The following is a 12,219-nucleotide window of genomic DNA, read 5'->3' as shown; positions in this document are numbered from 1 at the left end:
CGTGAGGGCTTGATGCGGCTTCTCGATTTTTTTGGAATAGGGGTTGATCTCAGGCAGAGACAGCCGATTTAAGTTAGTAATTTTCGTCGATGTATCAGCACGTACACACTGTACCAATCGATGAAAACTGGAAAAATCACTCACAAGGTAGTTATATGATGAAGTTAGGTAAATTGGCGGGCGTCATGGTTGGTATTGCAGCGTTGAGCGCTTGCGATGATGGTAAAGTGGAGAACGTCTTTTCTGCTCAATACAGTGCCTCCTCGTCGAGTTTAGATGTTGCCGCAGGCAGCAAGTTTGCAGTGCCGATTACCGTCAAGAACACCAGCAGTGGTACGTGGGATTCCAAGGCTTCGAAGGCCCCTGTCTTGGCCAGCTATCACTGGCTGAATGCGGACAAAACAGTGCTTTTGCTTGATGGGAACCGTACACCATTTGCACAACCGGTTAAGCCTGATTCAGAAGTGGCAGTGCAGTTGGGTGTAGTGGCACCTAAGGCGCCCGGGAACTATATCCTTCAAGTCAGCCTTGTCAAAGAAGGTGCAGGTTGGTTTGAGGCGAAGAATGTCAAACCGCTGGAGCTTGCTGTGAAAGTCAAATAAGTGTTTGTATTTTAATCAAATAGCCGTGAAGTTTGCTCGCTTGTCAGGCGGCAAGCTTCACCGTTTTAAAGTAGGTGTTATTTGAAAATTCTACACTTTTATAAAACCTTTGCCGCTGACCAGCATGGTGGCGTCGAAATGTTTATTCGCCATTTGACACATGTGAGCGCTCAGCAGGGTTGCGAAAATGTAGTGCTTTCGTTAGCCAAGGGTGAAGTGGCTAACGTCGAAGGCCCGAGTTATAAGTTGGTCCAGGCGAAAGAAGATTTCAATGTGGCCTCTACCGGCTTTTCTGTGTCTTCGTTCAAGCTGTTCGCGGAGTTGGCCAAGTCTGCCGATGTTGTGCACTATCACTTTCCTTGGCCATTTATGGACGTGGTTCATTTTGCAACCCGGATCCAGAAACCAACCGTCGTGACGTATCACTCGGATATTGTCCGTCAAAAAGTTCTTAAATGCTTATACAGTCCCTTGCAGCGCCTTTTTTTGAATGATGTCGATGCGATTGTGGCAACCAGTCCGAACTATCTTGAAAGCTCTCCCGTTTTAGCGCGTTATCGTCATAAGTCTACTTCGATTCCCATCGGGTTGGAGCAGTCAATGTACCCCGTTTCTGAGGCTGATAAGATTCAGGAACTTCGAGGTCGTTACGGGCGTTTTTTTCTTTTTGTTGGTGTGCTGCGCTATTATAAAGGGCTTGAGTTTTTACTCCGGGCCGTCGAAGGGACTGATTGGCCGTTGTTGATTGTTGGTGCTGGCCCCTTAGAGCAAGAACTAATGCGCGTTGCATCCGAGCGGCAACTGCACAATGTGCATTTCATCGGGCAAGTGACCGAGCAGGAAAAGGTCAATCTATTTGAGGCCTGTTATGCGGTAGTGTTTCCTTCGCATTTACGCTCAGAGGCGTTCGGTATCAGCCTGCTTGAAGCGGCAATGTTTGGTAAACCGATGGTATGCAGCGAAATTGGTACGGGAACCAGTTTTATTAACCAGCATGATGTATCTGGAATAGTAGTTCCCCCAGGCGATGCGCCCGCCATGCGCCGTGCCATGGCAGCATTGTGGGAGTCTCCTGAGTTGGCTGCACGTTATGGTGCTGCTGCAAGAGAACGATATTTGAAGGTGTTTACTTCTCACTCGATGGGTGAGGCTTACGTGAAGCTTTATCGTGATTTAATCAATCGCTAATAACGTCGTTTTAATTACGTGTGGCTACCAGAGACAGTATGAATATGCTGTATTTGGCGTGGTTTCGCCAAATACAGGCAGGGGTCATTAGAGGGTCGAACGAGACTGGAGTTGTGTATCCGGTATCGCTGGCTCCACTTTTCGCATCCGTTTGATAAGCGTCTTGGCGTAATTGATTGATGCATTTTCTATGGTGATGTGGAGAAGATAAGCAATCCCTATCACGGTTAGAACAGCCGTTGCCAGCGCCACATAGAAGGACGCATTGTTGTCCAGCATCACGCGCATTATCGAATAGCTGATCAAAGAATGTATGATGTAAAGCGGGTAGCTGATTTTGGCGATAAAGTCGAGTGGTGCAATGGGCCTGAAGTATTTCCTCAATGTATAAGCGAGCGTGAACACACCAAGCCCATAAAAATAGTTCAAGGGTGTATTAGGCATTCCTGGTGCCCATTCATTGTGAGTCCAGCACATGAGCACAAGGCTCAACAGAGCAGTGCTATAGATGACCAACTGGAGAGTACTTATCTTTTGGATGAAGTGAAAATGAAACAGAGTGCCGACGAACATGAAACATACAATCATCAGTTCGGCTTTTAGCGACTCCACCGAAAAGTTTACGTATTTAAGTGCGATGATGGATTTTGCAGTGGGGTAAAACTCAGTGAAACCCAGTACACCGATGGCCAATAACAGTATTGGCATGACGCTGGCTTTTCTCAGTGCGCTGAAGAGTAGGGCGGATATGATATAAAACTTTATCTCTATCGCCAGTGTCCAGTTGACTAAGTCAATGGTGCGAGTGTTCAGGTTGGAGTGCGTCAGGGTCAGGTTTAAGAACAGCTCTTTGAAGTTTATGCTAAACGTCTTTCCCCAATACAGGCTGGAAAGCCAGACCGCCGTGATCGCGAGAACGGATCCGATCAAGTAGGTTGGATAGATTCGAAGCGCTCGCGAAATCAAGAACTCAACCGGCGAAGATTTAGAAAGAGAAAAGGGTATGACGAAACCACTGATAAGAAAGAAGACAGCAACACCAAAGGGACCATAGTTTACTGTTCGCGGCGACAGCCACCCATATAAAGGTGGCGTAGGACCTTCTATGACGGGAGAGTAAATGTAAGTTGAAACAGTCTCTCGGGCCAGCCAGAAAATTCCACACAGGTGAACTATCATCACTGCGATAATAGCCAGAGCCCGTAGCTGGTTGGCAAATATGACTTTGTCATTGTATTGTTGCATTTACAGTGTCCATTTTGGCGTGTAGCCGGCTTAGGGTGACTTCTGGGTCAGTTCCGCGTTTTGAGACCTTGCGGGCTGCAAGATATGCCAGATATTAATAGGCTGTCTATTGTGTTTTTTTTTGTTAAAAACTTGACGCCTTGCCCCGCATCCATGAATTCCGGGTTTTGGCCTGTGCATTTTCTATGTTGGCGATGTCTTGTGCTGCTAGTTTGGGTTGATGAACACATGAAAAACTCAAATATGTGCTCCAGTTCACCTTCTTCTTTCTTGAGCGAGAGGCGCCTATTGATAGCAGGGTAGTAGGTTTTCATTGCGTGCGGGGAGTGAAGTTCAGGCCGCCATTGGATACACAAACAACCCGAAATGCACCAGATTTACCCCAAAATGGGTGACCACCGCCGCCCCCAACCCACCAAACCGATACGCCAACCCATACCCCACCCCTGCGATGGTTGCCAGTAACGTCCACTGCCACCCCGCACCCAGGTGCACCAGTCCAAACAGCAATGAAGCCAGTAACAACGCCAGGTTGTCGCCATACGACAAATGCTTTAATCGTCGGCTTATCCCGCCCTGTACGTAGCCCCGAAACAACGCCTCTTCCACCAGCGTGACCAAGAGTAAGTTATTCAGCACCCATAACCACGCCTGTTCCGGCCACTTCGGCGCCCAGTGGGTGATCCCCAGCAGCACCGCGCCACCCAGCGCAACAACGGCAGTCAAGGTCAGTGCCAAGGCCGCGACGCAGATCGACAGCCGCAGCGGGCGCCGTGCCACAATCCACGGGCAGGCGAGCAACAGCCAGAAGCCAATCAGTGGTTTGTCCTGGTTCAGGTACATCGAGAAGGGCACTGCATCTTCGGTGAAACGTTGTGAGGCAATGCCACGCCCATTGTAGAAGCCCGGTAGCCAGTGCATCGCCAGACCCAGCGCCAGTACGATAAACAGGCCGTGACCCAGGTAGCGCGCCCACGGCGTGCGTTGTTGGCGTACCGCATAGCCGGCGATCAGCAGCAGGCCGACGGACACGCTTGCCAACAGCCCGAGTTGCCCGTAGATCAAGGCCAGCAGATAGCCGATGGAAAGAAGCGCCAGGTACAGCCAGGGCAATGCGATCATGGGGAATCCTTGGAAAAATCTGGGCGGCATTATAGCGAGCCATCTCGCAGGGCCCACATGAAAACTCCGCCATCCAGTGTGATTGCAAAACCTATCAACGGCTGGTTATAGTCCCAGCCTCTTCATCCCTTCACACAAGATCAGCCCATGCCAGCTTTCCAGCGCATAGCGGTAGTCGATTCAGCGGTCAACGCTGCGGTCGTGCCGTGCGGGAACAAGCAGCCTGCGCAGATCAGCCACTACCCCCCACCTGTCCGTAGCACGCCGGTGTACGCAGTCGTATCACCGCCGGGTGTTGGCATTTCGGGCTGATCAGCTGATTGCTGTTCCCGTCTGCCCGCCTGAAAAAAACCTACTGACCTTCAGCGTCTGCTGAATCGGCTTTTTTTGCCTGATGACAGGTGGTATCCATGTCTGTTCTTTCGAAACAATCCGTGGCCGCGGCGGCCTCGACGAGTCTGTTTGTCCTGCTGTGGAGCAGCGGGGCGATCTTCTCCAAATGGGGCCTGGCCCACGCATCACCCTTCGCGTTTCTGTTGATCCGCTTTGCCATCGCCCTCGTGGGCTTGGTGATCCTGATACCGATCCTCAAACTCAAGCTACCGCGCCCCGGCAAACCCCTGCTGTACGCGGCGGCAACCGGGTTGGTGCTGCTGGGTGCCTACCAGATTTTCTATCTGCTGGCCCTGGACCTTAAGGTCACCCCCGGCGTGATGGCGACCATCATGGGCGTGCAGCCGATCCTTACCGTTGTGCTGATGGAGCGCCAGCGTTCGTTGAGCCGGCTGTTTGGCTTGGCGCTGGGGTTGGTGGGGCTGATCATGGTGGTCTACCAGGGTATCGGTTTGTCCGGCATGTCGTTGGCGGGGATGCTGTTCGGGTTATTGGCCCTGGCCAGCATGACCTTCGGCTCGATCATGCAGAAGCGCATCACCGACAACCCGCTGGGCACGCTGCCGGTGCAATACCTGGCGGGGTTGCTGCTGTGTTCGGTATTCGTGCCGTTCCAGCCGTTCCACTTCGAGCACGGCAGCGGTTTTTACCTGCCGGTGCTGTGGATGGGGTTGGTGGTGTCGTTGTTGGCCACCCTGTTGCTGTACCGCCTGATCGCCCGAGGTAACCTGGTGAATGTCACCAGCCTGTTTTACCTGGTGCCGGCGGTAACGGCAGTGATGGATTACCTGATCTTTGGCAACAGGCTCGCGATGTTGAGCCTGCTGGGGATGGGGTTGATCATCATCGGCCTGGTTTTCGTCTTCCGTAAGACCTGACACAACCGCACCCTGTAGGAGCCCGGCTTGCGGGCGATGGCGTCTAGAAGATCGCCATCGCCCGCAAGCGGGCTACTATAGGATTCTTTTCGGCCGCAACACCAACCACAACGCCCCCGCAATCAACACCCCGCCATACAGGTGCGCCATCGACAACGGCTCATCCAGCAACAACGCCCCCCATAACACCCCAAACGGAGGAATCATAAAAGTCACCGTCATCGACTTAACCGGCCCAATGGACGTCAGCAACCGGAAGTAAAGAATGTAGGCAAACGCCGTACACACCAGCCCCAAGCCCAGCACCGACAACCACACCTGCCACCCACCCCAACTGGCGGGCGGCTGGCTGATCGCGCTGTAGGCGAAGAAAGGCAACAGGAACAACGTCGCACCGAGCATGCTGCCCAGCGCCGATAGACGACTGTCCAAACCACCGCGCTGATCCAACCAGCGCCGCGCCAGGAACCCGGCAAAGCCATAACAGGTGGTGGCCAGCAAGCAGGCCAGCGCACCCATCAACAATTCCAGGTCAAACGCCACCGGCCCTGCGCGGGTCAGCACCCCCACGCCAAACAGGCCCAGGCACACGCCAGCAATTTTCGACGGTGTGAGCCGTTCACTGAAGAACAGCCCGCCAATCAATACGCCCATCAACGGTGTGGTGGCGTTGAAGATCGCCGAGTAACCCGCCGGCAGCACCTGGGCGGCGACCGAGTACATGGTCGCCGGGACCCCGGAGTTGATGACCCCCAATAGCAACACCGTCCTGAACTTGCCCTGGAAATCCCAGCTCACGCGCATCATCGCCAAAATCACCAGCAACCCGGCGGCGGCGATCGACACGCGGAAAAACGCGGTTGGCACTGTGCCGATCTCCGGCGCAATGATGCGCATGAACAGGAAACTCGCGCCCCAGATGGCGGCGAGTCCCAATAAATACAGGCTGTCGACAGGTCTCACACAACACTCCTACCTCAATAAGCCCGCGAGTGTTGCATGACATTTCCAATGATTACAGGACAAACCGCGTCACCAGCCCATTCAGGTCCACCGCCAGGCGCGACAGTTCCTGGCTGGCCGCCGACGTCTGGGTGGCGCCAGCGGCGGTTTGGGTGGACAGGTCGCGGATGTTCACCAGGCTGCGGTCCACATCGCGTGCCACCAGCGCCTGCTGCTCGGCGGCGCTGGCGATCACCAGGTTGCGCTGGCTGATCTGCGAGATGGCCGCGGTGATTTTCTCCAGGGCACTGCCTGCGCTGTTGGCGCGTTGCAGGGTCTGACCGGCATGTTCGGCGCTGCTGTTCAGGGCTTCGACCGTGTCTTGGGTGCCCTGCTGGATACCGGTGATCATCTGTTCGATTTCTTCGGTGGAGTCCTGGGTGCGCTGCGCCAGGGAGCGCACTTCATCGGCCACCACCGCAAAACCCCGCCCGGCCTCGCCCGCGCGGGCCGCTTCAATGGCGGCGTTGAGCGCGAGCAGGTTGGTCTGCCCGGCGATGCCACGGATCACTTCCAGCACCTTGCTGATGTCCTGAGCCTGTGCCGCCAGGCCTTCGGCTTTGTTTGAAGCGCCGAGCACTTCGTCCACCAGGTTCTGGATCGAGCTGATGGTTTCGCTGATCTGGTAATGGCCGTGCTTGCTGTCCTCGTCGGAGGCCTGGGACGCCTCGGCGCTGGACACCGCATTGCCCGCCACTTCATCCACGGCTGCGCTCATTTCGGTCACGGCAGTGGCGGCCTGTTCGATCTCGTCGTTCTGCGCCTGCAGGCCACGGGTACTTTGCTCCATCACCGAACTCATCTCTTCGGCAGCAGAAGCCAACTGCTGCGCCGACTCGCTGATCCCGCGAATGGTGCCTTGCAGTTGCGCCTGCATGGTGGCCAGGGCCGTGAGCAATTGGGCGGGTTCGTCGTTGCCGTTGACGGCGATTGGCTGGCTCAAGTCGCCGCGGGCAATGGTGCGGGCAACGATCAGGGCCTGACCGAGGGGAGCGGTGATGCTGCGGGTCAGCAGCCAGGCCAAGAGTAAGGTGACGATCAACGCGAGGACGATGATCGAGCCGACGACCCACTGCGCGCTGGAATAGGTCTGTGCGGCGGAGTCCACGGCGGTTTCCACGCCACTCTGGTTGAAGGTGATCATGTCCTCCAGGCTTTTGTTGAGAATCACGCCCTGTGGCGCGAGGCGGCTGTTGAGCAGATCGATGGCGTCCTGTTGCTGATCTTTGTCCACCAAGGCAACGATCTGCCCGACGAGGGTCAGGTAGGCGTTCACATTACCTTCGAGTTGCTTGAGCATCTCGCGCTCTTCATCGCCACTGAGCAGGGTTTTGTGATGATCGAGCAAGGTTTGCAGTTCGGTGCGCTGGCGGGTGATCAGGGCTTTGCTGTTATCGCGGATCCGCGATTCGTCAGTGGTCGCCAGGCGCAACGCCTCTAGGCGGATGCTGGCCACGAAGGCCGCGCTGTCGTGGATGTTCTCGATACTCGGCATCCACGATTCTTCGATAACCAGTGCGCTCTGCCGCAACTTGGCCATCTGGCCCAGCCCAAACATCCCGACGATCACCAGCAAGCTGGCTAAAACCGCAAAACTCAGACTGGCACGCAGACCGATCCTCATGTTCCTCAATGACATCTCAATGCTCCTTGGGCGATTAGAACCTGTTCCCGAATCGGTCTTTTGACCTTGTTAGGGTGGGAGAGGGCGCGCTATATATCAAAGTGCCACTATCGTGGTAATCAGGGTTTCCCTTAGTTGGATCCAGAGCACTGCGCGCAGATCGCGGCCGGCGTTGCATAGGGATTTCCGGCATCAATCTGCCAAGCCCCGCCAATGCAGGCGTGCAGGTAAAACGCAGTGTGACTTTATGGTGCGTTTATTGACCGAATGGTCGAATTAAAGAAATTGAAAATAAATGTACGAAATGAGCGAAGTTGTACAAGGCAGGAAAAAAAATGACCCTTCTCGTGTTCTCGTACACTGGCTAAGCTCAGGGCTTCCAGATGCCCGTAGAGGTTTCCCGCATGTCGCAATCCGCCCTCGCAGTCGCCCAGATGATCCTCGATGGCTTCGACGATTACCGTGAGCACTTCCGCCAGATCACCGACGGCGCCCGCGAGCGTTTTGAGAAGGCCCAGTGGCAGCAGGGGCAGGCGGCGTCGGCGGCGCGGATCAATCTCTATGAAGAAAAGGTCAGTGAAGTGATTGCGCGTTTGCGCAGTAGCTTTGATGACGGAGCATTACTCGATGTTGACCAGTGGCCCGTGGTGAAAAGCGCCTACATCGGTCTGATCGACCTGCGTTTCGATGATGAACTCTCCGAGACCTGGTACAACTCGATCTTCTGCGGACTGTTCAGCCACGACCTGATCAGCGACGGCTGCATGTTTATCCACACCACCCGGCCCAGCCTGCGCCGGGCACGGGCCGCGCAGACGCGCACCTACACGCCCGCCGCAAAAATCCCGGAGATGCTCGCGCAGATCTTTGCCGACTACCGTTTCAGCGAACCCTACGCGGACCTGGCCGGCGACCTGCACCGCCTTGAAGCCCAACTGCGGGAAAACTTGCCGGACTGGGTGTGCAAGGATCCAGACCTCAAGGTCGAGCTGTTTTCCTCGGTGCTTTACCGCAATAAAGGCGCGTACCTGGTAGGACGCATCTACACCCGCGACGAACAATGGCCGCTGGTGATCCCCCTGTTGCATCGCGAAGGGCAAGGCATCCAGATCGACGCACTGATCACCGATGAAGCCGATGTGTCGATCATCTTTTCGTTCACCCGTTCCTACTTCATGGTGGATGTGCCGGTGCCGGCGGAATTCATCGGCTTTCTCAAGCGCATCCTCCCGGGCAAGCACGTCGCAGAGCTGTACACCTCCATTGGTTTCTACAAGCACGGCAAGTCGGAGTTCTACCGCGCTCTGATCAACCACCTGGCGACCACCGACGATCAATTCATCATGGCCCCTGGCGTGCGTGGCATGGTCATGAGCGTGTTCACCCTGCCGGGCTTCAACACCGTGTTCAAGATCATCAAGGACCGTTTCTCACCGTCGAAAAACGTCAACCGCGCCACGGTGATCGAGAAGTACCGCCTGGTCAAAAGCGTCGATCGGGTCGGACGCATGGCTGACACCCAGGAGTTCGCCGATTTCCGTTTTCCCCTGAGCAAATTCGAACCCGAATGCCTCGCCGAATTGCTGGAAGTCGCCGCTGGCACCGTCGAAGTCGAAGGCGACACGGTGTTGATCCGCCACTGCTGGACCGAACGGCGCATGACGCCGCTCAACCTCTACCTCGACAACGCCAACCCCGCCCAGGTGCGTGAAGCCTTGGAAGACTACGGCCTGGCGATCAAACAACTGGCGGCGGCCAACATCTTTCCCGGCGACATGCTGCTGAAGAACTTCGGCGTCACCCGCCACGGCCGCGTGGTGTTCTACGACTACGATGAAATTTGCTTTCTCACCGAAGCCAACTTCCGCCACATCCCCGCGCCGCGTACTCCCGAGGATGAGATGGCCTCGGAGCCCTGGTACTCCATTGGCCCGCTGGATGTATTCCCCGAGGAGTTCCCGCCGTTCCTGTTTGCGGATGCTGGCCAACGCAAGTTGTTCGATGAGCTGCATGGCGAGTTGTACAACGCCGATTACTGGAAAGGGCTGCAGGAGGCGATTCGTGCCGGTAAGGTGATTGATGTGTTTCCATATCGGCGCAAATCGACGTAAAGCACCAAAACTCGAACGGGGCAACAGGCAAGCCGCTGCCCCGATGTAACGAGTTAGCCTGGCAACCACTGGCGAATGAGCGGTGTGTCGTCGGCACCGTCGTTCTTGGCTTGCAAGTAGGCGCTATAGTTTTTCCTGACGGCGTCAGGTACGCCGACGACAGGTGTCTGCACCGGCGCTGCGCTGCCCCCTTCGGCCGTTGCCTTGGCCCTGAACGCCTGGTCATCCAGATGCCGCAGGTGCAAGACCTCATCAATGAAACGGCTGGCCGTGGCATTGCCGATGTTGGGGTATCGGTGGGCGATGCCTGCGCGCAGCATCGTGCGATCATCGGCGGTGAAGTTGTTTTCGCCTTGTGCTACGTAAGCCGGCATCAATCCTGAGAGTGCAGCGACGGAGGCTTTCACCGTACCCAACTGTGGAGAGACGATCACTGAAGGCACCTGGTTCAAGGTCTGGTTTTCCACTTCTTGCGCCACCCCACGCGGGCCTTTTTTCTGAGCTTGTTGTTGGAAGTACTCGCGGGCTGCCAGGTAGTCCGCGATCGAGTTGAGTAATGTCTGCATACGCGGTGTGCTTGGGGTGTCGGCCGCCCATGTCTGTATGTGTGCCTGGATGTCTTGGGTGCTTGCGTCCTCCACGATAAGACGTGAGAGTGCTTCGCCAGCGGCGCCTGGAAGCTTTTCCAGTTGTTGGAAAATTCGGTCGGCTGCATGGTCCAGGTAGCTGTGCTGGACAGTGGCTGCCAACTGCGCGACGGCGGCGCCGACAATGAGCAGGCCGCTATCGCTGTTGCTGCCGCGGGTTTGCAGGCCGAGAACAGTCTTGAAGGGCTGGTCGCTATAGACCTGATCGTAGTCGTAAACGGGTTCGAGTTTGCCAAACAAGTCGCCCAAGACGGCACCGGCGCTTCCCGGCTTGTGAATGTCCTGTCCGAGGGCATAGACGTAGTAGTCGGCGTCGAGGGTTTGACGAGGCGCCTGGCTCTCGCCGGTGGGCACACTGTACCTCAGTTGCAACGGCGCGCCACCAGGGGTGGGGTTCGGATGGATGTCGAGCGCGTCCACCGACACCAAGTGGTGGTTGGCCACCTGGGGTGCAAACTTCAGCTGGTGGCCGTCCAGCAGCACCGGCTTGGTACTGCGGATCAGCCAATTGACTTGTGCGCCCAGTTCTCCCGCGCGTTCGACCGCATCGATACCTGCGTTGGGGCCGTGCACCACCACCTTCTTGCCCGCGAACTGTTCAGGGCGGCTGTCGGTGGCCCGCATAAACTCATCCAGGTCCATGACGTTGCCCCGCAAGACCTCTTGCTGGTGCAGGCGGATATTGCCTAGACGTTTCTCCGCCAAAGTCTGTGCGCTGTCGTTGTTCCATACGCTGGTGTGCGGCCCGGCCCCCATGCCCAACACTACCTGCCGGCTTTCTATAGCCTGGCCGTTTTCCAGGCGAATCTGATAGCGACCGTCTTTCAGTTGGTTGATGCCTGTGACCTGCGCCGGTAGATATTCCGCCCCCAATGCCTGTGCCCGGTCCAACTGTTGTCGGTTCCGCGCTGCAAACTCGCCCCGGTCCGCGTAGCCAGAGTTGTAGCAGGGTACCGTAGGGCCCCATTGGTCGATGATTTCACGTTGATGATTGATGTAGCCCTGGCCTCGCACACTGGGCAGCCAGGGATCTTCCTTGCCGATGATGCTGACTTTTCCGTGCAGAGGGGTTGCGTGACTATTCGTCGAAAACCGGTGGTTCAATTCGTTGACCAGATAAGCCACGCTGCTGCCGGTGCCGACAAATGTCAGGTCACGCACTCGGTGAGGGCTCAACGGTTTGTCGGCATCGCCAACGGCTTGGGTGCCGACCTGGGTTGCGGCCGGCTGTACAGCGTTCGCTCTTTGGGGCTGTGGTTCATGCAGCGATTTACCGAGTAGCATCAGGATAATCCTTTCAAAAGGCCTCATCCGCAGGCATTAAGAACTCGTCCTTGTTATTGGTGTGAAGCGGTCATGTGGTGAAGGGTCAGATTGTTTCTCAAATCAGTGTAGATATTGAATAAA

The 12,219-nt window shown here is 56.1% G+C and carries 9 protein-coding genes; 4 read left to right on the top strand and 5 right to left on the bottom strand.

Going from position 1 to position 12,219, the window contains the following annotated elements:
- Window positions 1-155 precede the first annotated feature (155 nt).
- Window positions 156-602 (top strand): hypothetical protein, encoded by a 447-nt coding sequence (locus U367_RS0113890; protein ID WP_028617446.1) that lies wholly within the window; start codon window positions 156-158, stop codon window positions 600-602.
- Between the two features lie 81 nt (window positions 603-683).
- Entirely contained in the window at window positions 684-1,790 is a 1,107-nt protein-coding gene (locus U367_RS0113885; RefSeq protein WP_028617445.1) for a glycosyltransferase, read from the top strand.
- Between the two features lie 87 nt (window positions 1,791-1,877).
- Here the strand turns inward: U367_RS0113885 and U367_RS0113880 are convergent, their stop codons facing one another.
- Window positions 1,878-3,035 (bottom strand): acyltransferase family protein, encoded by a 1,158-nt coding sequence (locus tag U367_RS0113880; protein WP_028617444.1) that lies wholly within the window; start codon window positions 3,033-3,035, stop codon window positions 1,878-1,880.
- A gap of 333 nt (window positions 3,036-3,368) precedes the next feature.
- Complete coding sequence (locus U367_RS0113875) at window positions 3,369-4,157, bottom strand: CPBP family intramembrane glutamic endopeptidase (protein ID WP_028617443.1); 789 nt, start codon at window positions 4,155-4,157, stop codon at window positions 3,369-3,371.
- Between the two features lie 410 nt (window positions 4,158-4,567).
- On the opposite strand from U367_RS0113875, the gene U367_RS0113870 reads away from it, so the two are divergent.
- Entirely contained in the window at window positions 4,568-5,428 is an 861-nt protein-coding gene (locus U367_RS0113870) for a DMT family transporter (RefSeq protein WP_028617442.1), read from the top strand.
- A 75-nt stretch (window positions 5,429-5,503) separates the two neighbouring features.
- Here U367_RS0113870 and U367_RS0113865 read toward each other — a convergent pair whose 3' ends face one another.
- Both U367_RS0113865 and U367_RS0113860 read right to left on the bottom strand, forming a co-directional pair.
- Complete coding sequence (locus U367_RS0113865) at window positions 5,504-6,391, bottom strand: DMT family transporter (protein WP_028617441.1); 888 nt, start codon at window positions 6,389-6,391, stop codon at window positions 5,504-5,506.
- A gap of 52 nt (window positions 6,392-6,443) precedes the next feature.
- A complete protein-coding gene (locus U367_RS0113860; protein WP_394365163.1) occupies window positions 6,444-8,054 on the bottom strand; it encodes a methyl-accepting chemotaxis protein in 1,611 nt (536 codons plus the stop codon).
- 404 nt (window positions 8,055-8,458) lie between these two features.
- Here U367_RS0113860 and aceK point away from each other — a divergent pair, with 404 nt between their 5' ends.
- A complete protein-coding gene (gene aceK / locus U367_RS0113855) occupies window positions 8,459-10,165 on the top strand; it encodes a bifunctional isocitrate dehydrogenase kinase/phosphatase (protein WP_028617439.1) in 1,707 nt (568 codons plus the stop codon).
- A gap of 53 nt (window positions 10,166-10,218) precedes the next feature.
- Here aceK and U367_RS0113850 read toward each other — a convergent pair whose 3' ends face one another.
- The gene (locus tag U367_RS0113850) at window positions 10,219-12,096 is read right to left on the bottom strand and encodes a hypothetical protein (RefSeq protein ID WP_028617438.1); all 1,878 of its coding nucleotides are present in this window, start codon (window positions 12,094-12,096) and stop codon (window positions 10,219-10,221) included.
- Window positions 12,097-12,219 lie beyond the last annotated feature (123 nt).

The sequence above is a fragment of the Pseudomonas canadensis genome (assembly GCF_000503215.1).
Classification (GTDB): Bacteria; Pseudomonadota; Gammaproteobacteria; order Pseudomonadales; family Pseudomonadaceae; genus Aquipseudomonas; species Aquipseudomonas canadensis.
Note: the sequence above shows the minus strand (reverse complement) of the source record. Positions and strands in the feature narration are given on the sequence as shown.

Bases quoted from the DNA above. Each gene is read 5' to 3' on its own strand.
- U367_RS0113850 (WP_028617438.1), bottom strand. From the start codon at position 12,096: ATGCTACTCGGTAAATCGCTGCATGAACCACAGCCCCAAAGAGCGAAC.
- U367_RS0113860 (WP_394365163.1), bottom strand. From the start codon at position 8,054: ATGAGGATCGGTCTGCGTGCCAGTCTGAGTTTTGCGGTTTTAGCCAGC.
- U367_RS0113875 (WP_028617443.1), bottom strand. From the start codon at position 4,157: ATGATCGCATTGCCCTGGCTGTACCTGGCGCTTCTTTCCATCGGCTAT.
- aceK (WP_028617439.1), top strand. From the start codon at position 8,459: ATGTCGCAATCCGCCCTCGCAGTCGCCCAGATGATCCTCGATGGCTTC.
- U367_RS0113890 (WP_028617446.1), top strand. From the start codon at position 156: ATGATGAAGTTAGGTAAATTGGCGGGCGTCATGGTTGGTATTGCAGCG.
- U367_RS0113880 (WP_028617444.1), bottom strand. From the start codon at position 3,035: ATGCAACAATACAATGACAAAGTCATATTTGCCAACCAGCTACGGGCT.
- U367_RS0113870 (WP_028617442.1), top strand. From the start codon at position 4,568: ATGTCTGTTCTTTCGAAACAATCCGTGGCCGCGGCGGCCTCGACGAGT.